General features: G+C 33.0%; 18 protein-coding genes. 6 read left to right on the top strand and 12 right to left on the bottom strand.

All coding sequences use genetic code 11. The features are described 5' to 3' along the window. Window positions 1-31: 31 nt before the first annotated feature. On the bottom strand, window positions 32-703 hold the full coding sequence (gene deoC, locus V5E38_RS09190) for a deoxyribose-phosphate aldolase (RefSeq protein ID WP_335492475.1): 672 nt from the start codon (window positions 701-703) through the stop codon (window positions 32-34). A gap of 294 nt (window positions 704-997) precedes the next feature. After that, on the bottom strand, window positions 998-2,428 hold the full coding sequence (gene pdxR / locus V5E38_RS09195; protein ID WP_499213030.1) for an aminotransferase-like domain-containing protein: 1,431 nt from the start codon (window positions 2,426-2,428) through the stop codon (window positions 998-1,000). Between the two features lie 440 nt (window positions 2,429-2,868). Between pdxR and qoxA the strand changes: the two genes are divergently transcribed. Genes qoxA through ytzI form a run of 5 tightly spaced genes read left to right on the top strand, consistent with a single transcriptional unit; the run spans window position 2,869 to window position 6,855 of the window. Then, window positions 2,869-3,765 (top strand): cytochrome aa3 quinol oxidase subunit II, encoded by an 897-nt coding sequence (gene qoxA, locus V5E38_RS09200; RefSeq protein ID WP_499213031.1) that lies wholly within the window; start codon window positions 2,869-2,871, stop codon window positions 3,763-3,765. A gap of 49 nt (window positions 3,766-3,814) precedes the next feature. Then, window positions 3,815-5,758, top strand: coding sequence for a heme-copper oxidase family protein (gene qoxB, locus V5E38_RS09205; RefSeq protein ID WP_499213032.1), 1,944 nt, complete (start codon window positions 3,815-3,817; stop codon window positions 5,756-5,758). 3 nt (window positions 5,759-5,761) lie between these two features. Further along, the gene (gene qoxC, locus V5E38_RS09210) at window positions 5,762-6,358 is read left to right on the top strand and encodes a cytochrome (ubi)quinol oxidase subunit III (RefSeq protein ID WP_499213033.1); all 597 of its coding nucleotides are present in this window, start codon (window positions 5,762-5,764) and stop codon (window positions 6,356-6,358) included. Between the two features lies 1 nt (window position 6,359). After that, window positions 6,360-6,644 carry a cytochrome C oxidase subunit IV family protein gene (gene qoxD / locus V5E38_RS09215; RefSeq protein WP_499213034.1) on the top strand — a complete coding sequence of 95 codons (285 nt, stop codon included), beginning with the start codon at window positions 6,360-6,362 and terminating at the stop codon, window positions 6,642-6,644. A 55-nt stretch (window positions 6,645-6,699) separates the two neighbouring features. Next, complete coding sequence (ytzI, locus tag V5E38_RS09220; RefSeq protein ID WP_335492483.1) at window positions 6,700-6,855, top strand: YtzI protein; 156 nt, start codon at window positions 6,700-6,702, stop codon at window positions 6,853-6,855. A gap of 349 nt (window positions 6,856-7,204) precedes the next feature. Here ytzI and V5E38_RS09225 read toward each other — a convergent pair whose 3' ends face one another. The 7 genes from V5E38_RS09225 to V5E38_RS09255 all read right to left on the bottom strand — a co-directional run bounded on the left by V5E38_RS09225 (window position 7,205) and on the right by V5E38_RS09255 (window position 17,962). After that, complete coding sequence (locus V5E38_RS09225; RefSeq protein WP_499213035.1) at window positions 7,205-7,999, bottom strand: M15 family metallopeptidase; 795 nt, start codon at window positions 7,997-7,999, stop codon at window positions 7,205-7,207. 527 nt (window positions 8,000-8,526) lie between these two features. Then, window positions 8,527-9,234 carry an MFS transporter gene (locus tag V5E38_RS09230; RefSeq protein ID WP_499213036.1) on the bottom strand — a complete coding sequence of 236 codons (708 nt, stop codon included), beginning with the start codon at window positions 9,232-9,234 and terminating at the stop codon, window positions 8,527-8,529. A gap of 116 nt (window positions 9,235-9,350) precedes the next feature. Further along, window positions 9,351-12,881, bottom strand: a complete 3,531-nt coding sequence (locus tag V5E38_RS09235) for a S8/S53 family peptidase (RefSeq protein WP_499213037.1) — start codon at window positions 12,879-12,881, stop codon at window positions 9,351-9,353. Window positions 12,882-13,871: 990 nt separating this feature from the next. Then, window positions 13,872-14,684: an SDR family oxidoreductase gene (locus V5E38_RS09240; protein WP_499213038.1), complete on the bottom strand. Its 813-nt coding sequence runs from the start codon at window positions 14,682-14,684 to the stop codon at window positions 13,872-13,874. A 247-nt stretch (window positions 14,685-14,931) separates the two neighbouring features. Beyond that, on the bottom strand, window positions 14,932-15,642 hold the full coding sequence (locus V5E38_RS09245) for an SDR family oxidoreductase (protein WP_499213039.1): 711 nt from the start codon (window positions 15,640-15,642) through the stop codon (window positions 14,932-14,934). A 132-nt stretch (window positions 15,643-15,774) separates the two neighbouring features. Continuing rightward, window positions 15,775-16,965 carry an MFS transporter gene (locus tag V5E38_RS09250; protein ID WP_499213040.1) on the bottom strand — a complete coding sequence of 397 codons (1,191 nt, stop codon included), beginning with the start codon at window positions 16,963-16,965 and terminating at the stop codon, window positions 15,775-15,777. Between the two features lie 421 nt (window positions 16,966-17,386). Further along, window positions 17,387-17,962 carry a TetR/AcrR family transcriptional regulator gene (locus V5E38_RS09255; protein WP_499213041.1) on the bottom strand — a complete coding sequence of 192 codons (576 nt, stop codon included), beginning with the start codon at window positions 17,960-17,962 and terminating at the stop codon, window positions 17,387-17,389. Window positions 17,963-18,123: 161 nt separating this feature from the next. Here V5E38_RS09255 and V5E38_RS09260 point away from each other — a divergent pair, with 161 nt between their 5' ends. Beyond that, window positions 18,124-18,300, top strand: a complete 177-nt coding sequence (locus tag V5E38_RS09260) for a hypothetical protein (protein WP_176522581.1) — start codon at window positions 18,124-18,126, stop codon at window positions 18,298-18,300. Window positions 18,301-18,394: 94 nt separating this feature from the next. Here V5E38_RS09260 and nagZ read toward each other — a convergent pair whose 3' ends face one another. The 3 genes from nagZ to V5E38_RS09275 form a co-directional block, all read right to left on the bottom strand. After that, the gene (nagZ, locus tag V5E38_RS09265; RefSeq protein WP_499213042.1) at window positions 18,395-20,038 is read right to left on the bottom strand and encodes a beta-N-acetylhexosaminidase; all 1,644 of its coding nucleotides are present in this window, start codon (window positions 20,036-20,038) and stop codon (window positions 18,395-18,397) included. A gap of 463 nt (window positions 20,039-20,501) precedes the next feature. After that, window positions 20,502-20,639: a hypothetical protein gene (locus tag V5E38_RS09270; protein WP_499213043.1), complete on the bottom strand. Its 138-nt coding sequence runs from the start codon at window positions 20,637-20,639 to the stop codon at window positions 20,502-20,504. A gap of 106 nt (window positions 20,640-20,745) precedes the next feature. Then, the gene (locus tag V5E38_RS09275; RefSeq protein ID WP_499213044.1) at window positions 20,746-23,685 is read right to left on the bottom strand and encodes an Ig-like domain-containing protein; all 2,940 of its coding nucleotides are present in this window, start codon (window positions 23,683-23,685) and stop codon (window positions 20,746-20,748) included. Between the last annotated feature and the right edge of the window lie 552 nt (window positions 23,686-24,237).

Below are 24,237 nucleotides of genomic sequence, written 5' to 3' on the forward strand. Positions count from 1 at the left end.
TGATGTACATTCATTTCTTAAAAAGTACACTCTAATATTTAATTGAATTATGGTTTATATTTTCAGAAAAAATTTGAATAGCTGAGCTACTACCAATTCTTGTTGCCCCTGCTTCAACCATAGCTTTAATATCCTCAATGCTTCGAACACCGCCGGAAGCTTTTACACCAACTGATTTTCCAACTGTTTCTCTCATTAGAGCAACATCTTTAAGAGTTGCTCCATGTAAAGAGAAGCCAGTCGATGTCTTTACATAGTCAGCTCCTGCTTTTACTGATAATTCACATGCTACTTGTATTTCTTGTTCTGTTAATAGACACGCCTCTATAATAACTTTAACTAAGGCTTTACCATTCGCAGCTTCTACTACAGCGTTAATATCTTTTTCGACTAGATCATAATTTTCACCTTTCAAAGCACCTATATTTATGACCATATCTACTTCTGTAGCACCATTTTCAATAGCATTATTAGTTTCAAATACTTTGGTTTCGATTGTATTAGCACCTAATGGAAATCCGATAACAGTACATACATTAACATCAGATTGTCTCACGAGTTTTGAGGCTAATTTTACCCAAGTAGGATTTACAACTACCGAAGCAAATCCGAATTCCATCGCTTCATTACATAACTTTATAATGGCTACATCATCAGTCTCTGGCGATAATAATGTGTGATCAATAATATTTGTATATTCCATGTTTTACTCCACCTTATAAATTATTTTGAGTTTAACTCTGTGCTGATTCCATTGAATCTGCCAAATTTTGAAACTATATATCGACTTCATTTTTTTAGTATGTTAGAAAGTGAAAGATAATTGTGAATCAATACACTCAATAATATATCTTATACCGTTATGAATTCGTGGATTGTTTCCACCTATTCATTATAAAAAATCTGTAAAAATTTAAACCATCCATTGTAGTACTTTTTACCCCATCCACTTAAAAAATGAATAAAAAAGGTATCATGATTAGACATTATTCCTAGTTCATATAGATTTTAGTGCTTTAGAAAATCTTTTTATCCCTTCATCTATTGACTTTTCGTCTTCTCTTGCAAAAGTAAAACGAACAAACCCTTTTTTAGACCCCATTGTTGAACCCGGTGCAAAGATTACCCCTCTTTTAATTGATTCTTCTAGTAATTGTACTTCATTAACTTCTTTTTTTAATTTGCACCAAATATGGATACCACCTTGTGGCTGAGTAAATTCTACCTGATCCATTAAATAAAATTGAAGACTTTTGACGATTTGATTTCTTCTTTTTTCTAGTTGCTTCACTAAATTTTTAATATGCAAATGAAAATTTTCAGCTTCTAAAAAGTCATTTGCAATCCATTGTGTAAATCCAGAATGACCAAAATCTATTTGTTGTTTAGCATCCGATAATCTCTCAATTACAGGCTTTGGACCAATAATCCAACCAATTCTTAATCCAGAAGCAACAATCTTTGACAATGAACTTATATATAATACATTTCCATTTTCATCTAGTGATTTTAATGTAGAGATTGTTTCCCCATTAAAAGACGTTAAACTATACGGATCATCTTCAATGACAGGAATTCCAAGTTCTGAAGAAATATCTAAAATGCTCCTACGCCGTTCAAGACTAAGATTGGTACCGGTTGGATTTTGATAAGTTGGATTTAAGAAAAGCATTCTAATTCTATGTTTTTTATGTAATTCGATTATATCGGCTGGGTTTACTCCATTATGATCTACCGGTAATAAATAGGTTTTAACTCCTGCTGATTTAAAAATTGGTAGATTGTATGCATATGAAGGGTCTTCAATAGCTACTGAATCTCCAGGATTTAGCAAACATTGAACAACTAAATATAATGCTTGTTGTGCACCTGATGTAATTAAAATTGAAGAAGAATCCGTATTAATTTTTCGATATTGTTTAACATGCTTTGCGATCGTTTCTCTTAATATTTTGTAACCTTGTGGATGATCATATCCAAGACTGCCAATAAATGATCTAGTTGAAGTAATTTCTCTTAATGTTTTCATTGGAAAAAGATCTTCTGACAACTCTCCACTTGCTAAATTAATTAGCTTTTCTTCTGCTGTCTTTTGACGAATTTTTTGTGTTACAGGCAAGTTTGGTAGAAAAGAACCAGCTTCAACATATCTATTCCAACTGGGTATTCGCTTCTTAGTAATCCCCCAAATATCTTTGCTGATCGTTGTTCCGCTTCCTCTATTTCTTTCAATAAGTCCATTTGATTCCAATTCATCATAAGCGGCAACTACTGTGCTTCGATTAATGTTAAATTCTTTTGCTAAATGCCTTTCGGAAGGAAGTGGTTTATCTAATGGAAAAGTACCGTTAACTATTCCTTCTTCGATATACTCGGCAAGTTGTTTATAGATAGCTTTTTTCGCTTCACGATCGGGTTTCCATTCCATTGACAATACTCCTCGCAATTAAATATTCTTTCTCACAAAATTTTAAATCAAATATTTTTATTTCAACCTATTATGAAATCTATTTTAACGACTTAATTTTAATAAAATAATTCATCTATTATAGATTAATTTTTTTAGCTATTACTCATCCAATTATCATATAGTTTTACCATCCACTTTACAAAAAAACAAATTTCCCATCAAAAAATGTTACTTGAAAAATCTACAGAAAACCAGAAATATCAACTGATGATACGTGAATTTGAAATCAAAAATCACTTCAAATACTGGTAAATTAACTTTTTTTTTATTGTGAACATTTATTGACAGTAATTCTGATTTCGTTGACTTTCAATATTTATGGTTCTATATTTTAACCAATTGTGAATCAAATTTACTCAATAACGTTATGAAAATAAAAATTGAAAAGGATTTTGTTCATGAAGAATAAATGGACCTTACAAACTTTTTTTATTTCTATTCTCATTTTGTTATCTGGTTGCGAACCAGTAAAGGTGTTAGATCCTAAAGGACCTCAAGCTCAAATTCAAGCTAAAGATATTATGTTATCCATTTGGATTATGTCTTTTATTGTCTTGGTCGTCTTCCTTATTTTAGGTTATATGCTATTTAAATATCGTTCATCTAAGCAAAGTAACGATTATGAACCTCCTAAAATTAAAGGTAGTGTAATGGTTGAAATGATTTGTGTCGGGATTCCAGTATTGATTATCATTTTTCTTTCAATCGTTTCGGTACAAAGCAACAATAAGGTCGAGTCTGCCCCGACTGGATATGCAAATAAGAAACCATTAATCATTTACGCAACTTCATCTAATTGGAAATGGCATTTCAGTTATCCAGAAGAAAATATTGAGACGGTAAACTATTTATATATTCCTACAAATAGACCACTAGAATTTAAACTATATTCTGACGGACCAATTACAAGTTTTTGGATTCCACAATTGGGAGGACAAAAATATGCCATGTCAGACATGGTCACTACATTATACTTAGCTGCTGATGTTCCAGGTGAATATATGGGACGTAATGCAAATTTCAGTGGTAAAGGGTTTGCAGAAAATACTTTTAATGTCGAAGCGGTCCCTGTAAACAAATTTAATCAATGGGTAAAAGATGTTAAGAAAACCGCTTCACCTCTAACGAAAGAAAAGTTCACACAGTTGTTAAAACCAGGTCACCTTGGAGAATTAACGTTTACTGGAACTCATTTGGAGTACTTACCTCCAAATGAAGGAGGTCATAAACATCATTCTAGTGAAAATGATATGGACTCTGAAATGGAAATGAATTCAAAACACTCTGGTCATTAATCTTTCGGTATTTTTCAAATATAAATGTAGTTAAAGGAGTTCATGTATTATGGAATTTTTCGATCGATTTGCGATTCCAAACCCAAACCCCGCTATTTATGCATCGATGATCGCTATTGGGGTAACTGTAATTGCTATTGTAGTTGGTTTAACCTATTTCAAAAAATGGGGTTATTTATGGAGAGAATGGTTAACAACCGTTGATCATAAACGAATTGGGATTATGTATCTATTATCTGCACTGCTAATGCTTTTTCGTGGTGGTGTAGATGCCATTTTGATGCGGGCTCAAACGGCCGTTCCCGAAAATACGCTATTAGATGCACAGCATTATAACGAAATATTTACGACACATGGGCTTGTCATGATTATTTTTATGGCAATGCCATTTATCTATGCTCTAATGAACTTTGTTGTACCACTTCAAATTGGTGCACGTGATGTAGCATTCCCGCGTTTAAATGCACTAAGCTTTTGGTTGTTTTTTATGGGGGCGATGTTATTAAATATCTCATTTGTAATAGGTGGCTCTCCAGATGCAGGATGGACATCATATTTCCCACTAGCTGGAAATGAACTGAGTAAATCAGTTGGCACAAACTATTATATGATTGCACTCCAAATTGGTGGACTTGGTACATTACTTTCTGGAATTAATTTTGTCACAACGATTTTAAAAATGAGGGCACCGGGTATTACACTTTTTAAAATGCCGATTTTCACTTGGTCTGCTCTAACGACAAATGTGATTGTAATATTTGCATTTCCTGTTTTAACAGTGGCTCTTTTGATGGGTACGATGGACAGACTATTTGGTACAAATTTCTTTACAACGACAAATGGTGGGATGGATATGCTTTGGGCAAATCTTTTTTGGATATGGGGACATCCAGAAGTATACATCCTAGTTTTACCTGCTTTTGGTGTCTATAGTGAGATCATCTCCACATTTGCACGTCGAAATTTATACGGATACAAATCAATGGTCTATTCTATGTTAATTATATCGTTTCTATCTTTCTTAGTTTGGACTCATCATTTCTTTACAATGGGTCAAGGTGCATTAACGAATAGTATATTCTCGATTACAACAATGGCAATTGCCATTCCAACTGGAATAAAAATTTTTAATTGGCTGTTTACGCTTTGGAGAGGTAAAATCGTTTTTACTGTACCGATGTTATATTCTGTAGGTTTCATTCCGATCTTCACGATTGGTGGAGTTACTGGTGTAATGCTAGGTATGTCTGCCGCTGATTATCAATACCATAATACGATGTTTTTAGTAGCCCATTTCCATTACACGATCATTCCCGGTGTTGTTTTTGCCATGATTGCTGGACTTACCTACTGGTGGCCTAAAATGTTTGGTTTTATGTTAAATGAACGAATTGGAAAATGGGCATTCTGGTTTATCGCAATTAGCTTTAACGTAACATTTTTCCCAATGTTCTTTACAGGATTAAATGGTCAAGCTCGTCGTATGTATACTTATTCAGAGTCTACAGGATTTGGTCCATTGAATTTATTGTCGTTTATTGGAGCAATCGTATTGGCTATAGGGTTTATCTTATTAGTGTATAACATTTATTATAGTATTCGTCATTCATCTAGAAATATTAGCTCAGACCCATGGGATGCTCGTACTTTAGAATGGGCAACTCATAGTCCTGTTCCTTCTTATAATTTCGCTATTACCCCTGAAGTAAATTCGATAGAAGCATTTTGGGATGCGAAGAAATTAGGAATACCGATCTATAAAGGGCATTATGATAAAATTCATATGCCAAATAATAGTGGCGCACCTTTTATCATGGGCTGTATTTTATTTGTTTTTGGATTCTCATTTGTCTTTTCAATGTGGATTCCTGTAATTATTTCTGTAATAGGAATATTTGTTTGTATGGGGCTTCGTTCTTTTGAAATTGATAAGGGTCACTATATTCCTGTAGAAAAAATTATGGAAAACGAAAATGAATATAGAGGTGCCTAAACGATGAAATTAATAAAATCACTTCCATTAGAATATAGTACGGAGCAAAATCAAATAAATATATTAGGTTTTTGGATCTTTTTAGGTGCAGAAATCATGCTTTTCGGAACTCTTTTTGCCTCTTATTTTACATTAGTCAATCGTACTGGACATGGTCCTACTAGGGCAGAAATTTTTGAAATTACACCGGTATTAATTGAAACGTTTGTTTTATTAGCGAGTAGCTTTGTTATAGGATTAGCTATTCATGCTATGCGTATTGGTCGAAAAACTGCAGTAATGTCATTTCTTGCGATTACACTAATTCTTGGTTTAGTATTTGTAAGTTTTGAGATATCAGAATTCTTACATTATATGCATATGGGTGCAGGATTACAAACAAGCGCATTTACTGCAATTCTATTAACAACTTTAGGTACACATGGGGCTCATGTTACACTTGGATTTTTTTGGGGATTATTTATCTTGTTACAAATTCGAAAAAGAGGAATCACTCCAGAAATTGCTAATAAAACATTTATCTTTTCACTCTATTGGCATTTCTTAGACGTTGTATGGATCTTCATTTTTAGCTTTGTTTATCTGAAAGGATTGATGTAACATGAAAGAATTATTTCCGCTTAAGCAAGTTAAAGGCTTTGCCTTTTCAATGATTCTAACTGGCATTGCACTTGTAGTATACTTTTTTAACCTGTCATTTGCAGTTGGAATGACAATATTGCTTGTAACAGCATTTTTACAAGCGAGTCTTCAAATAGTAGTGTTTATGCATGCAGGTGAAACAAGAGAAAAAGGGGCTATTTATACAAATATCTTTTATGCATTATCAATCGCACTAGTTACCGTATTCGGTACCTTACTCTGTATGGTTTGGGGATATGCCTAAAACAGTATAAATGATTAATTATCTGGAGCGTAAAAATAAAATTGGAGGTAATATTATGTCAATGACAGCTGTTTATGTTATAGGTGGGATCATAATTTTTGTTGTATTCGGTGCTTTTGTTTTGACAGTAAATAAAGGTTATGGGGTAAAACATAAAGTTGATAAAATTGATGAAATTAAAAATGTTTATGATGATAAAAAAAATAAATAATTGAATAAATTGCTTTTAAAAAGGAAAAGGTTTGATTGACTAAGATTATTTCAAACCTTTTTCTTTTGTTTATTAAAGTTTCATCTAAACACTAAATAATTATGTATACCACATCTTTAATCTCCTATTCTTCTCCTATGTGCAATTAAATGTCAATAAAACATCGTTCTCAATGTCGATTTAATCTACAAACTTCTCCTTATACGAGGTATCTATAGAATCGACCCATTCGCAAAAAGAGCGTTTAGATACACCCAATTAAAAAAGTAGTGTTAACCAATGCTTGTCTGGCCAACACTACTAGTAATACAAAGGATAGTTTCCTATATTTTATATGTTCTTAGACATTTTATTTTGAAACCGGATAGACGTTTAAATATTCCTCTAACGTTATGTTTCTTTTTTTCATTTGTTTAGCCGGTGCAACCCCAACATATCGAATATGCCAAGGTTCGTATTTGTATCCTGTGATTTGCTCCTTACCTTTTGGATACCGAATAATGAAACCATAATTTGATGAATTTTTTTCAAGCCATTTGGCTTCTTTGGTATTCGCGAAACAGCTCGAAGCCGCACATTTTCCAGTGCTACTACTTACATCAATTGATAAGCCTGTTTGATGTTCACTAGAACCTGGTAATGCACTATACTTTCTTGCGTTCGCATATCCATCTACTTTAACGTATCGATTAAAAATAACTTTCTGAGTTGCATAGGAGCGATATCCTGAGACACCACTTAAATGTATATGATCTCTTTTAGCTCCTTCAAATAATTTCTTTAATGCTATTGCTGCTTCTTTTCTCATTTTTCGCTTTTCAATCTTTTCTTTAAAAATGAATGAAACATTTGCATAAACTAAATCCTTTGGAACGTAGTTTTGAGATAAAAAATATTTTTTGTTTACTAAAACTGTAATTACATCAGGGTGTGAAACGGTTCTAATTGCATTATTTTGTTTCGTTCTATATATAACATTTTTAGGTACATCTGATGTTTTGTTTATCTGATTATTAGCATTTTCTTTATTTGATTGGTGATACTCTTTTTTAGGACTAGAATCATTGTGATGATGGTGTTGGTTACTACAACCGTTTAAAGATAATAGTAAGATAATAAAAATAGAATTAACTAAATATTTCATAAAAGTAAGTTCCCCCACATGCTGCTTTGCTAATATTTTCGATTCTTGCTCTTTTTTTATCTCCTTAAACTATTTTTCTCAATATATAAACCTTTAAATCCTTTTTTGATGTTTTGAATTTTCATAAATAGTCTAATAAGAGATCCCCCTTTGAAACTTATAAAAGAATTATAAGATTTGGATGTTTCGAATTTAGACACAACTTGTTTCTAAGTTGTAAATAATAAAAATTTGAGTATTTTTTTATCGGAAGTATCTATTAATAAATTTTCAAGTTAGAACGAATAAGTTTTTCTTAAAATCATTGGAAGTAAATTAAAATCAAGTATTTTTGCTAATTCCTTAATAAATCGAATTTAGAATCCCACTATTTAGAACGAACATTCTCAAAAAATCAAATAAAGAAAGCTTATGAAATACTGAAAATGTCATGTCGATAATGTTTTGCCTATTATTCGAGTTGTATTTCAAATGAAAATATTATCAATTACCCTTAATATTAGTTATTTTATAACATTTTTATGCCCTTAATTAGGTATTGAAGGACTGGAAGTGACTCGTTTAAATCTAACTGAATACAATAATACATAAACGACAATCAATGAAGAAAACAGATTTAACACGATAAGAGAAATGTTTAAATTGTAAATTTTTGTAAGTGCTCCAACAACAACTGTAGGCACAATGAATCCAATATACGCACACATCCAGAAAACCGAAATCACACGTGGTTTTGCTTCAGGTTCAGGCAGTTGCCTTGCCAAAAATAGTGCATTTTGGAAAGTCCATCCACCACCAAGTGCTTGTATGAATATACTGATCCATAATAAGTGTAAACTTGCTGTAAAACCAGATGTAACAATCAACCAAGAACCAATACTTAATAGCAAGATCCCCCACCTAATTCGTGTAACCGGTTGGGAAGGTCTAGGAATAAACTGTGCGAATGCACCACCACCTAATAGAATAAAAAAGATCAAACCAGAAATAAATAAATTAGATGTTTGAATGACATTTTTCACGAAAGTAGGAATTAGAGCAAGTGCTGTTCCTTGAATCGTAAATACTGTAAAAATAGAAAGTCCTGACATCGACCAAAAATGGGAACGTATTTTTTTTGGAACTCCAAGTGATATCTTATGTTTTGCAAGCTTTTGTTCTTTCGAAACTACATCTTTTGGGATAGATTCTAGTATGACAATCGAGATAACTAATAATCCAATCTTTGATGACAAACCAATTAACTATCCTAGAACCAAAAATCGTTAGCTTTTGTTTGAAATACTTTTAATATCAATTTAAAGTTTTAAAAAAAATGCCAACTCGTAGAGACTGGCATTTTTTCATTCTTTTATTGTACTACAGTAACAGTTTGTGAGGTTGTCGTAACTTTAAAACCTTGTTTATTTACAACGTCTGCTGAAACAAAATACGTACCATTTGGAACATCTAATTCAGGCGTCCAGTTCAAATGAATTTCAGTTTCATTTTCAACAACCATAGAATCAATTACTTTTCCATTAATATCTTTAATATTGATTGTCCAATCTACATTGTTACTAGCAAATGCGTTGATTCCTGCAGGTGTACTTGCAGAAATATTTTCATTTGGCCATACACTAAAGTAGCTAACTAGCATTTCCTCATTAATATATGAAGGGTCTCCCCACACTGAATATCCATGATTATAAGCATAATCAGAGCCCAATACGACAACACTTTTTGGTTCTTCATTTACAAGGACTGATGTCTGTCCAATCTGTAAAGGCTTATATTTACCGTTATACCAAATAATTCCAACTTTAAATCCACTACCATTTTCATTGTCTACTGCTTTGAAAGAGATTTCATATTGTCCATCTTTCGGTTGTACTTTAATATCCGAAACGACTGGAGCAACAGAATCTACTTGAATAGGCAATTTTACAACTTGTGGTTTAGCATTCTTATAATCTAGTGTTGTTTTTATTACATAGTTATAATTACCATCTTTGACTACTTGGTCATTTTGGTCTTTTACATCCCACAAATAACCACCATTTAAATAGTTTCTATAAGACATAATATTTTTACGGAATTTCCATGGCTTTCCAGTATATTCACTAAAGTCACCAAGATATTGAATCATTTCACCTTTTTCATTCTCAATATACATTTCAGTCTTTTGTAAGTTTCTTAGTGTCGTAAAAGTTGAGAAAACATTTTTAAAGGTTGCATTCGGAGAAATAACCATTCGACGTTTGTTAAATGTTCCTGTTTTCGGATCATAACCAAGTGGGAATGTACCTTCTGAACCTGGTTCATCATTCCAAAGAGCTGTATAACCCAAGAAAGCATCTTTATCCCATGCCACAGGGTCAATATTATGTGGTTGATCCCATTTTCCGTAGTAGCCCATATATGGTACAGAAATTGGAACAGCTAAATCTGCATTTTGACCTGTGGGAATTAGTCGTACATATCCCTCAACAAAGATCCCTTTCTTTAATTTAGAAGGTAATTCAATTTGAATATCGAGATTCTTGTTTTGTCCTGTCTTAATCTTTAATATCTTTCCTTGTGAGTTAGATACTTTTTCTCCATTCACAGAAGCTATAGCCCCTTGTATTCGCTCACTTTTTAATGTTAAATACTCTTTAGAATCCAATGTACCATCATTGTCTAAGTCAAATTCTTTCGTTTCTTTGCCGTCTGTAAGGACATCTACATAAACTTTGTATTCGAATTCTTCTTTTTCTTTATCTTTATTGTTTTGAAGTGCATCTAAATTCAATTTAAATTGGACATTATTACTATTAATCTCTTTTAATGCAACTGATCCTGCTTGTTCTAGAGGAGTTTTTTCTCTTGTCACGAGTACAGGTGTTTTAATTGCATTTTGTATTTGCATCAAACCAGATCCCTGAATTCGTGGTGAGTAAGGAATTTCAGAATTTGTCCGTGGGTCTTGTATAATTTTTGACGTGTTCATTAATGCAATTTTAGCTTTTAAAGCTGTTTCCTTTGAATGGATTAAACCTTTTTCATATAAAGATTGTAATAATAGTGCAGATCCACCTGCTACATGTGGGGTTGCCATTGATGTTCCACTCATAATCTCATACTCATTGCCTGGAACAGTTGAATATATATTACCGCCTGGTGCTGATAACTCAGGTTTAAAGTCTAATGTATGTGGAGTTCCGTAAGATGAGAAATATGACATTGTATCTTTACTTGGATTATCAATATAAATTCCTTTTGATAATTTCATTTTAACGATATAACCACTTGTTAACTTAGAAATTAACGTATTACCGATTGCTTTGCCTGTTGTTGCCGCTGGTGTAAAATAAGGACTAAAATAGACAAATGGATAGTCAACATCTTTATTCGATGGTACTAAAATAACCGCTTTAGCACCCTTTCTACTTGCTTCGTATTGAATATGACTGTATGATCCATATATTTGGTCTGGTTTTGCAATAACAATTTTATCTGTAACATCTTTATTATTAAAATCTTCAGTTCTACCTTCACCTACATAAATCATCTCGTAACTTTCAAATGGAGATAAAACTTTAGAAAACTTAAAGTTAAACTGGGTTTGATCTTGATATGGGAGCTGAATTCCATTTTCTTCTTCAAGGGTGTTCATATGTATTTTCGAATTTTCATATGAAGCTACAGAAATTGCATATGGACTAACACCTGGTTCACTAACTGTACCAATATCTGGATTTTCTTCATAAGGTTGTAAAGAAGATTGTATTAGATCATTTTTAGTACTGTAAGCAGCGTTCCCACCAGCAACTACTACAAGTGTGCCATGTTCTGTTGCTACGTGAATTGCCTTCTGAATCGGATCGTCGTCCTCACCAACAAATCCAGCATCAGTTCCTAAACTCATGTTAATAACATCTGCTCCCATAGTTACTGCGTGTTCAATACCAGCGATAATGTCATCCTCATAAGCTCCTTCGCCATTATCAGAAAACACTTTTTCAGCTAAAAGTTGCACACCCGGCGCAATTCCTTGTACGCCATCATTTGATTCGTCACCATTTGCTCCTACTGTACCTGCTACATGTGTACCGTGAGGGCTTCCATATTGACCATGAGGTATTACATCAGTATCATCATCTGCCCAATCATAACCAGTAGGTACTTTGTCACTGTACCATTTCTCATTTACTTTAGTTTCAGCGAACTTATTTTGGATATTTGATTCTGTCCATTTTTCCTTTTTTTTACCGTTTTCAGTAAGTGTCATATCTTTATGAGTATAATCAATTCCGGAATCTATAACTCCAACTAGTAACCCTTCACCTTTATAACCATATTGCTGCCATACATTTTGAGCTTGTACCAATTCTTTGCTTGCACCCATTGACGGTTCAAAAGTCCTTGCAATATGTACATTTGCAACCCCAGGTGTGTTTTGTATTTCTTTAACATTACGAAATTCTGTTTCAACACTAAACCCATTAAAGCCTTCAAAGAAACGATTTTTTACCTTGGAAACAGATCTTTGCTTTGAAATTTTTGCTATAACGTCATCTTGCTTTTGCTTTTGTTGCTTCTTTTTTTCATTTAGAGAAATATCAGTAGTTTCTGGTTGATCTACCTCAACTATTACTCGTACTTGTTCATTTGGATTATAAGCTTTAACAATACCATTTTTACTTAAATCTTTATAACCTAGATCTTTTACTTGATCTTCATTTAAATGCTTCTCTTCATCTAAGAAAATTTTCTGGCCTTTTTTTACAATGTCTTCAATACTTGGAGCTGGAACAGTGTTACTTTTTGTTTCTTTTGCAAAACCCGTTGACGTTAACAATATTGCTGCTAAAGTTGCTGTAGTAATTACTTTGTAAGGAAAACCTTTTTTCTTCCTCATTATCAACTTTCCTCCTACTTAACTCATCTTGATATTTGACCTAAAACAAGTGCGTCTTTAGTAATATTTATTCAACGTTTAAAAACAACAGTTCTAAGATAGAATTGTACATGAGTAGCCCCTGCTTTCACGGCAGTGAACATTCACAGCAACTGTTACAACTTTCTCTTCTAGTAAAGTCCATTTTTCCTTCTGCTGTAACATCAGCTTTGGAGCTAGTCTTATCCAGTGTTTCACCCTTGAAATTGTAGTGATATTTGAGAATGGGAGAGCGAGAACTTAGTATTTGGTGCTGTTTGTTTCTATCTTTCAGATAATCTAATGTTTTCTTAAGCATCACCTCTATCATAATTTGCATTTTAGGATAGTGGAATTAAAACATTAATAAAAACGTTAAAATTTAGACTATTCAAAATGTTAAGGTTATTATATGGTGATATTTTTTTTGAGTAAATGACATTCTCGTTATCATAGTGATTCATTTCAGTTATCAATAAAGAAAAATGAGGCAAGATTTTAGAAGGAAAATCAATATAAATCTGTGTTTTTAAGGATTTTTGATAACAAAACAATTTAATTTGTACAATGTTATAGTAACTTGAAAAGTTAGCTATTTAATAAAAAATAGATAATTTGTCACATTTTGAAAACTATCCTTATAATACTCTTTCAATAAAGATAGATAGAATATTATAAAAACTAAAACGGCTATTTCTTATAAGTTATGTGATTATTTCAACTATAAAATTTGATTTGAATTCTTACTGCTTCTATTTAGATCTAATATTAAAACCACCTTTCTCAGGTGGTTGATTGCTAAAAAGGAGTAAAATAATCATCAGCTCCTTTACTTTATTCGACTAATTCATGGATTAGTCGAATAAATATTAATAAGTGTTTTTAGACTGTTCCATTAATAAAGAAACTGCTTCGGTTAAAGTCTCTAAAAAAAGTCTAAGACCTAGGTTTATGTTTCAGCCTGTTATTCATTCAGTCCGCTTCAGCCGCACGCTCAAACCATGTATTGACCTCTTCAAGACGCTTACTATAAGCTTCGCGTATCGTGTATGCAGCTTGAGAACCAACCGGTAAGCGAAGTGGTGAATTGCCGCTATTAATAACGGAAATGATCAGTTGCACTGCTTTTGCCGGGTCGCCGACCTTGAGGTTCGACATTCCTTTCTCGTATGCTTCATATAGCGGAGCATATTCTTGTTTCTTATCGGTATGCTGCATCCCTTCTCCAAAAAACTCTGTTGCGTACACGGAAGGCTCTACAATAGTCGTCTTGATTCCAAAGGGTGCGAACTCTTGTGCGAACGCTTCAGAGAAGCCTTCAACTGCAAACTTGGATGCAGAGTACAGGCTATACGGAGGCATTGACCAAGTTCCGAAAAAGGATGAAAAATTTACGTAATGTCCCGATCCTTGACGTTTAAAGATAGGTAGTGTCGCTTGGATGACATTTAGTACACCAAACACATTGACGTCAAACTGCGTGCGGATTTGTTCATCCGTATACTCCTCCAGCATACCGAAGAGTCCGTGTCCGGCATTATTAACGACAATATCGATTTTCCCGAAAACGTCAACGGCTTCTTGAACAGCGGATTGTATTTGCTCCTTGTTTGTCACGTCCAAAGCAGCCAGGTGAACACGATCCGGTGCCAGTTCTTTAAAATCCTGTATAGCTTCAAGTTTGCGCGCTGTAGCGACCACTTTTTCTCCTGCTTGAAGCAACTGCTGCACAAATTGTCTTCCGAATCCTGTCGAAGTTCCTGTAATAAACCATACTTTACTCATTGTTATTTCTCCCTTTTTAATTATTCAGATTTGATCATTCGCTTTGGTGACAAAAATTGACAGCGAACGATTGATAATATATTTTAATTTGATGTTTTTTTTAATCCCTAAAAATTCTCCATGGTGCGAGCAACTTTTCTATTGTTCGCGACATCATTGAGGAGATTCTCCTATCTATAAATCCATATTTGCAGTTAATTTAAGCGTATTTATTCTAGTACGAAGTCTTGCACGTGATTACTTATTCTTAAAACAATTGTGGGTATATCGCTTTTACACCGCCAGATAAATTTTGCTGTACCATTCGGCTCAAATTGTCTGCTACAATTTCATAACTTTCGGCTTCTATACCGTCGATCGCAATCTTAGCAATGTCCGCAGGGTTAGCTTTCGAAGCCTTAATTTTAGCTGTCATTTCCGTGTCCATATATGCAACATGTAAGCCAGAAACAAGAATATTTTTAGGTGCCAAAACTAAGCGAAACGTATTCGTCAAACTCCATTCCGCTGATTTTGCTGCTTGATATGCTCCTCCTCCGTTCATGCTCAACCATGAGAGAACTGATAGAATATTAAGGATTGTCCCTCCCCCATTTTTTTCAAGTATCGGGGCAAATGTGCGAATCATTGAGAGGTTGCCAAAAAAATGTGTGTCCATCTCTAAACGAATTTTTTCCATTTCACCGTCAAGCAGCGCGGCTTCTGTATTGGATCCAGCATTATTGATTAATAAAGTTACATCTTTCGCAATTTCCGCTGCTGCAGCAATTGATTTTTCATCTGTAATATTAAGCTGTAATGGAATAACTCCAGGAAGATCAATCATTTCCAGGTTTCTAACCCCTGCATAAACCTTGGCTCCTCTAGCAAGTAGTTCTTGTGCTAAATGACGACCGAGTCCACGATTAGCTCCTGTAATTAGCGCTGTTTGTTTTGAAATTTCCATATTCGTATTCACCTCATATTTTATTTTTTACTTAATAATTCATTGTTTTATCCATTTGAGAATAATCATTCTTAAATACTCAAAAAATGAGTTAGTGTTAAGGTAATTCTCCATAATAATTGTTAATTCATTGCAATTAAATATTTAAGCTCCATGATTTTGAACTATAGGCTTAGAAATGTCACGTTTAAATTTAATTGAATACAACAAAATATAAATAACAATAATCGTTGCAAACAAATTTAGAAATTCAAGTGCTACGTTTAAATTGAAAAATTTGGACAGTACTCCAACTCCTATAACCGGAACGATAAATCCGATATAAGCAACAAAATAAAAAGCTGAAATTACACGAGGTCTAGCTTCAGGTTCTGGCAATTTTCCTGCAAAAAATAACGCATTCTGAAAAGTCCATCCGCCACCAAGAGCTTGTATGAATACACCTATCCATAACAATGGTAAACTTGATGTTAAACCTGAGATAACAATGAGCCACGTAGCAATAACTAGAAAAAATATTCCTAATTGCATACGAGTAATAGGTTGAGTCGGTCTAGGTATGAACTGGGCTGCAGCTGAACCGCTTAAAAGTACGAAAATTATCAAACCTGAAATAAAGTGATTAGACGTTTGGATTACATTTTTGACAAATGTAGGAATTAGAGATAATGCAATTCCTTGTAACGTGAAAACTGTGAAAATAGGTAGTGCTGACATAGCCCAAAAATGTGAGCGGATTTGTTTCGGCACCCCTAATGATATTTTGTTATTTGCACGCATTTGCTCAGGTGTTACATTATCTTTTGATATCGTTTCAAGTAAGACGATCGAAATAATTAATAGAAAGAGAAGTATCCCTAATGGTAATCTAAAAGGTTGAACAGGGATATACTGTAACATGAAAGCAGCAATTAATGGTCCTACCCCAAAACCAACGAGTACTGTAACTCCTGATAGTTTGAGTGCTGTACTCGTTTTTTTGGGAGAAGTTTGTCTCAATAATAAAGCAACTGCAGTACCTGTAAAGGCACCGTATGCAATTCCTTCTAAAATTCTTCCAGCAAATAGCATCCACACTTCAGTGTTGCCAAGTAAGAATAAGGTAGAAGCAATGGAAATCAAGATACTAATACGGACTACTCTTTTTAACCCCCATCCGTTACCTTTTGCTCCTACAATAAGTAAAGTTGGCAAAAGAAAAACAGCATAGATTGCAAATAAAATTGTAATTTGCAAACTACTTAATTGATAATATTCGCTATACACAGGAAACAATGGAGTAACAAAAGTTGCTCCACAAGACATCAATAATATAATTAATAACATTTTTTTCATTTACTTTATCCTCTCTATTTTTTACTGTTCGTTCTCAAAAGATCATAATGTTTTATTTCTTATACTTTAAATTCTTATAATAAATTTCCCTACTTTAAATATCTTTTTTACAATTTGAAAATGTACTTATTCCTCTCTATTTTTTACTGTTCATTCTCAAAAGGTCATAATGTTTTATTTCTTATACTTTAAATTCTTATAATAAATTTCCCTACTTTAAATTTCTTTTGTACAATTTAAAAATGTTCATTCACAGCTAATCTAAAGACAATTATTACTTTCTCACCACCTCATATATCTATTTATAACATATCGAGAACGGTCGGTAAATATTTTTTTACCATTCGTTCTCAAATATTCATTTCAATTCAAAAAGAAACTAACAGGTATAAGTTAACTCCTTTTATTCTCAATAAAATTATTAATCTAATATAGAAAGTGTCATATCAACAATATTTTTCAACTTATTTTTATCGTTAGTTGTTTTTGTTAATACTCGTAAACCTACAAAAGAATTATGAATAAACTGTGATAATTTATCTAAATCATGGTGGTTCGGAATTTCACCTGTATTTTGACCACGCAATAATAATTCATGAATAATTTCTTCTGTCTTAGCAAAATTTTGTTCAATTTTTTCTGCCACTTCTTGATCATGTAAAGCCAACTCAATGGCAGTATTTACTGTCAAACATCCAAATGATTTTTCATTATCTTGGGAAATTACCGATTCTAAAATACTTCTAAGAGCATCTTTTACAGATAATGATTGCTTAACTTGTAAATTCATTTTTTTCTTCATATTTTTATCGTAAAGTTCTAATGCTTTCATAAACAAAGAATGTTTGTCACCAAATGTATCATATAAACTTCTTCTATGAATCCCCATATGAGAAACAAGATCTTGCAATGAGGTTTTTTCATAACCTTGATACCTAAATAGCTCCATCGCTTTTTGTAGTACTTCTTTTTCATCATATTCTTTATGTCTTGCCACGTTCGTACCTCCTTTTGTAAGATTATATCATATTTATAAAAAAACATTGAGTATACATTAATACACTATTTTTAAATACTAACTCTAAGTTTACCAATTAACCATCATTTTAAATAATTACAAGGACAAATTCCAATACTAAATCTAGCGAGGTGATATTAATGGGTAAATGGAATGAACAAGCTGCAGCGAATAATAATTTGCCATCTAGCACAATCCGTTCATCTGAGCTTTTGTTAGGTAAGAAAGCAGACCATGAATTTTCAGAAGACCTTTCTGATGGCGGAGAAAGAAATCAAAACATTGAGATACTAAATAAAAATTCTAAGCTGAAATAATTATATTATGCCCTAATTAACAGAAAAAAAAGAGCTAATCGTATACTCACAGATTAGCTCTTTATATTATTCTTTTGACAAATTATCGCTTTAATTAGTTTTTAACATTATTAGGATTATAAATTGAATAATGGTCTAAAATTAAATTTTTATTCTTTAAAGGAAAAACAAATTTAAGCTTTTTAGCTCCAATTGAATAAGTTATTATTTTTTCGTTATTTGAGGTATTAACTTCTGAACTAGGTGAACCAAAATAAGTTTTTATATTATTAATCGTTAAAGATTTTAATTGAGGATCAAAAGAGCGTAATTCAAATATTAAATGGCTTTTTTGATACCCAACTACTACATTTCTCTTTGTGTATGTGTTATATGTTCCTTTAGCAGCGGCCACATATACACTACTGTCTTCTTTTCCCCATTTTTCTTTTACCTGGTCAATATTCGAATTCATTACATTAAATTCTGCATTGATTATTTTTCCTTCATTCGCTTTTGTTGAGATATTTTTTAAAAGTGAGTACTGTGTATTACTAGTTTCATTGCTAAAAGTAATTGCTTTCTTAATTTGCTTATTTAAATTTGTAACATTTACAGGTTGAACTTTATTATTGTTAAGTTTATATTTCTGTTTTAATGATAAAATCTTATAGACACTTTTATTTATTGTGTCTTCTGATATTTTGTGATTTTTAACTGCTGTATATATGCTATTATAAATAATTTTTACATTTTCATTTCCATGTCCTATTAAAATAATATTACTTCCAGCATTAATAGAGGTTACTGCTGCGTTATTTAAGTTATAGTGTTTAGCGATGGCTCCCATTGACATATCATCAGTTATGACAACTCCATTATACCCATATTGTTTTCGTAAAAGATCAGTTATTACAGCTTTTGACATAGAAGCAGGATACTTAGAGTCTACTTTCTTTACTAATATATGAGCTACCATCATCATATCCGCATGATTTTTGATGGCATGATCGAATGGAACTAACTCAAATTTTTTTAAACTTGATAAGTCTTTATTCACTATAGGAAGTTCTAAATGCGAATCTACTGAAGTATCTCCATGTCCAGGGAAATGTTTAATAACAGGAATTGTGTTTCCTCTATGAATTCCATCCATCATTCCCTCACCAATTTTTGAAACGATAGTTGAATTTGTACCAAAAGAACGATCTCCAATTACTGTATTTTTAGGATTACTTTGTATATCGAATACTGGAGAAAAATCAGTATTAAACCCAAAGGATGATAGCTCTTTTGAAATCATATTACCTATATTATATGCGTATTGCATATTATTTTTATTTCCAATTGTTCTGGCAGAGGGTGTATTTAAAACCGCTGATGGCATTCGATTTACTCTACCGCCTTCTTGATCGACAGAGATAAACAAAGGTACCTTGTTATTTTTGTTGTAAGTTTTTATGTCATTTGTTAAATTTACTAGTTGACTTGGACTTTTTATATTTGTTCCAAAGAGTATTACGCCACCCAATTTATAATTTTTTAAAAGCGTATCTGCATTACTTGCTGTTGTTCCATCAAAACCAGCGATAATCATTTGACCAATTTTTTCTTTAAGAGTTAGTTTATTTAATTCAACAAGGATTGGGTCAGTTTTTGAAACACTTACATTTTTTTGAGCCTTGGCTTCTATACAACCAGTTAATAATATGAAACTACTAATCGCAATCATTGATAATTTTTTAATTTTGTTTTTCATAATTTCACCTCAAAATTCAATATGATGAAAATGTCAATATTGTTTCGAAAAAATCTTAGCAAATAAATGTTTCAAAATTATAAACATTTTGTATCAAATATATAATTTAATACAAAACTTTGATCCAGTAATGGTTTAGTAAAAGTTGGACCAAATCCTCTCAATTATAGTGGCTATTTGAGAATATTCGTTCTTAATTAGAAAAACTCAACTAACCCTCTAAAAAAAAGGATAATCTCTATTTTTCTATATTCTAGAAATAGCTAGAATTATTCCCCCCTCAAGAATATATTTATAACATTTTGAGAAAGAACGCAATTAAGAATTTTCTCATTCGTTCTTAATTAATACAGAATAAATAATAAGCATTTTTTAATCTATCTATAATTCGGGTTAATAATAGTACAGTATATATTTTTTTATATATTATCTACAAATAGTTTTCGAGTTTAGTTCACCACTATTAAAACAGTTTTTTTTTGACATTTTCAATTAATAAATCAATAAATTCTCTTGCTGCTTTCCCAATATGTTTTTGCTTATGAAAAACAATGATTTCTTTAAAAATAGAGGGAATTTTAATTCTAATTCTTTTATTCAAAATAAAAATACCCCGTAATGTTAGATTGAAACTAACTTACGGGGGAGACCTTAAAAAAATAACTATTTTGTATCTGATATAATTATCTAATTAGACAAAGTAATCCTTATGGTTTTACAATAACAGGTATAATTATTTTAAATCCATCATATTCCGCAATGATTACAGCGGCTCCTTCAGACTTCGTTAGGATCTTATGATCAGCGGTCACTTCCGCTACTTCCGGATTGGAACTAAACCATTTTACATCAGCTGTTACGTCTTTTATCGTTCCATCGCTTGACATAGCATTAATGACTAAATCACTTGTTGAGCCTACTGAATTTACGATATAACCCGGCGAAGAGACTATCCCAACAGTATGTGTAGGATACTTTGCTACAACTTCAACATCAATTGTCTTTGACATTCCAAAAACAGTAGCAGTTATTGTCGTTTTTCCAACAGAGTGAGCGATGACATGTCCATCATCAGAAATCGTTGCGACCGATTCGTCCGCCACCGTCAATTTTGCTTTGCTAGTAAGATTATAAGTATCCAAATTTCCATCTCTGCCAGGACGACCAAAGAATCCATTAATTGAGATGTCAGTGGACTTATTAGGTTCTAACATTACATTGTTACCTGTCCATACACCGTTTTCAGTCCAATATAAATACTTAGGCTTAGTGTTTCTTACCCAAATAGCATCTTTCAAACCATAATAATTGAAATAGATGTATGCTTCACCAGGGCCGACCCATTTAATGACTCCATTCTGGTCAACAGTTGCTACACTTTCGTCGGAAGATTCCCATTTCCCTTCTGTATCAACCTGTACGATATTATGATCTGTATATTCAGCAAACGCGTTCGCATCAATAGTTCCTTCTTCAGGGTGTAATATCATCCCATTGCTAAAAGTAGTTATCGCTTCTACTATATTTCCTGCTTCAGGCTGTATTACCATTCCCGAGCTTAAAATTCCTACTAAATTTACTGGTCCAACTTGATCTTGTACTTTTACTGGAATTTTAATAGAAGAGAAACCTGCAATTGTTGCACTAACCGTCGTTTTTCCAGTTTTCATTCCAATAAATTTCCCGTCTTTAACACTTACAACTGTAGGCTCCTCTGTTGTCCATTGGATTGACTTCGTTATTTCTCTTTGAGTTCCATCATTGTATTGAGCGAAAACATGTACTGGATAAAGCTTATCTTTTTGAACAACAACATCCATTGAGGATACAAGTAATGACTCAATTTTTAATTCCTCTGTAGATGCATCATTTCCAGAATGAATTGAAACATTCAAGATTTCGGTGCTTGTTCCGTGATGGATAAGGACTTGAGTTGTACCTGTTGAAACCGCTGTAAGAACACCATTCTTAACTGTAACAATGTTCGGATCTAATGATGTGAATCTTGAGTCTGAAGTGACGTCAGCTGTTGAACCATCCTGATATTTTGCTTTTACAGAAAACGAATGTGTGTGGTCAGTTAACTGGAATGAGATGTTCGTTTCACTAGGAATCAGACCAACAATTTTATTCACGAAATCATTAGAAGGTTTTTCTGAAACGTTAATAGGAATCTGCTTGGAGTAACCAGAGCTATCTACGCTAACTATTGCTGTACCAGTACCTACAGCAGTAAGTATGCCATCCTTATTTACTTTAATAACATCAAGATTAGATGATTTATAAACCGCAGTTGAAGTCGAATTTACCACAGATTTGTCTGTATAGCTCGCTTTTACCTCCAATTGCTGCTGTTGATGTACCACCATATTTTTCATATTTGGTGTAACGGAAATCGATTCAGGGGTTGGAGCCTTAGCCTTCCTCTGACCGTCTTTATCCGTGACTGCCACCGGGATATCTACAGAGTTACGACCACCATTATAGAATGCATGCAAAACAGTAGAGCCACTCTTTGCACCAATAACCTTTGGTGTACCATCATTTGTTCGCTGAACTGAAGCTACGCTAAATTTGTCGGCATACATTTCAACGGAAGCTGTGACATCCTCCGTGCTCCCATTACTGTAAATCGCGTTTATAGTAATAGGCGCTTCTTCACCTGCACCTATGGAGAGATTTGATGGAGAAGCTGTCAAACCAATAACTCTTGGAGTAGTAAGCTTATTGGTGACAGTAACCTCCATTTTAACTGGAGGAAGGACATCTGATCGATAGGAAGCTGTCACAATTGTTTTACCTGGCTTACCTCCATGGATAAATCCATCATTCGTTACCGTTGCAATGCTGCTGTCTTCGACAGTCCACTTCACATCATATGGATTTACATTTTCACGTAAAAATATATTACCTTCTGATACTCCGTTAGTGAATACTTCGGTTAAGTTAACCGGCCAAAATTCACCTGGCAAAATTTCAGCAGCAGGTGTATCGGTTACAAGCTTCTCCGGCTTAACAACCCTAACAAGTACAGCATTCACCAATTTATCGTATTTAAAATAGATATAGGCTTCTCCTAGTCCAACTGGGGTAATGTGACCATCTTTACTAACGGTAGCAACATTACGATCTGTCGTTGTCCAACTTCCTAAATTAGTAACATTTGTAGAACCCACCATGGGATCCCTTGTAAAGGCTCCTACTTGAACCGGCTGATCAGAGGTTTCTAACCTCAACATGCTAGACGTAAGTTCAAGCTCCGTTACTTTTTCTGGAACATCTTGTATAGACGCAAAAAAGTTTATCTGTGGAAAAGTTGAGTAGGTTACTTTCAATGAAACATCACCTGATGATATCCCTTTTAATACGCCATTTTCAACCTTTGCAATCGACGGATCTTGTGATTCCCATTTAGCTGATTTAGTCACGTCTTCCATCGAACCATCGCTATAAAGCGCTTTCAAAGCAATAGGACGCTCTTGCCCTTCATCTATGTATGTTATTCTAGATGCAGCTAAAACGAGCGATACAATTTTTTTCCCTACTGTTGTATTCCCTTCTGCAAAAGCCAAACTGCTGAATAGAGACATGAATAAAGTTAGGACAAGTGTTAATGATGTAATACGTTTTGTCATTTTTGTTCTCATTTGTTAACCTCCAAATTTTGCTGCTGTTTGTTTTCTACTTTTCATACAATCTAATGTTTTCTTATGCATCACCTCTAAAATAAATTGCATTTTAGGATAGTGGAATTAAACCATTAATAAAATCGGTAAAATTAAGACTATTCAAAATGTTAAGGTTATTATATGGTGATATTTTTTTGGGGTAAATGACATTCTCGTTATCATAATGATTCATTTCAGTTATCAATAAAGAAGCATGATGCAAGATTATAGGAGAATAATCAATAAAAGTCTGTGTTTTTAAGTTTCTTTGATGACAAAACAATTTAATTTGTACAATGGTATAGTAACTTGAATAGTTAGCTACTTAATAAAAAATAGATAAATAGTCACGTTTTGAAAACCTATCCTTATCGTATCTCTTTCAATTTAGATGGGTGGAATTTTATAAAAACTGCTATATTGCAGGAAAAAAAGTGTAAAGGCAACGTACCTATTATGGAACGTTGCCTTCTTTATATTATTTTGTCTTTAAAACTAGTTCTGAAACACATTCCTAATGACTAAAGAGTT

This window comes from Rossellomorea sp. GAMAL-10_SWC (genome assembly GCF_049568075.1).
Taxonomy (GTDB): Bacteria; Bacillota; Bacilli; order Bacillales; family Bacillaceae_G; genus Gottfriedia.

Coding starts and splice junctions, on each gene's coding strand:
- deoC (WP_335492475.1), bottom strand. CDS start 703: ATGGAATATACAAATATTATTGATCACACATTATTATCGCCAGAGACT.
- pdxR (WP_499213030.1), bottom strand. CDS start 2,428: ATGGAATGGAAACCCGATCGTGAAGCGAAAAAAGCTATCTATAAACAA.
- qoxA (WP_499213031.1), top strand. CDS start 2,869: ATGAAGAATAAATGGACCTTACAAACTTTTTTTATTTCTATTCTCATT.
- qoxB (WP_499213032.1), top strand. CDS start 3,815: ATGGAATTTTTCGATCGATTTGCGATTCCAAACCCAAACCCCGCTATT.
- qoxC (WP_499213033.1), top strand. CDS start 5,762: ATGAAATTAATAAAATCACTTCCATTAGAATATAGTACGGAGCAAAAT.
- qoxD (WP_499213034.1), top strand. CDS start 6,360: ATGAAAGAATTATTTCCGCTTAAGCAAGTTAAAGGCTTTGCCTTTTCA.
- ytzI (WP_335492483.1), top strand. CDS start 6,700: ATGTCAATGACAGCTGTTTATGTTATAGGTGGGATCATAATTTTTGTT.
- V5E38_RS09225 (WP_499213035.1), bottom strand. CDS start 7,999: ATGAAATATTTAGTTAATTCTATTTTTATTATCTTACTATTATCTTTA.
- V5E38_RS09235 (WP_499213037.1), bottom strand. CDS start 12,881: ATGAGGAAGAAAAAAGGTTTTCCTTACAAAGTAATTACTACAGCAACT.
- V5E38_RS09240 (WP_499213038.1), bottom strand. CDS start 14,684: ATGAGTAAAGTATGGTTTATTACAGGAACTTCGACAGGATTCGGAAGA.
- V5E38_RS09250 (WP_499213040.1), bottom strand. CDS start 16,965: ATGAAAAAAATGTTATTAATTATATTATTGATGTCTTGTGGAGCAACT.
- V5E38_RS09260 (WP_176522581.1), top strand. CDS start 18,124: ATGGGTAAATGGAATGAACAAGCTGCAGCGAATAATAATTTGCCATCT.
- nagZ (WP_499213042.1), bottom strand. CDS start 20,038: ATGAAAAACAAAATTAAAAAATTATCAATGATTGCGATTAGTAGTTTC.
- V5E38_RS09275 (WP_499213044.1), bottom strand. CDS start 23,685: ATGAGAACAAAAATGACAAAACGTATTACATCATTAACACTTGTCCTA.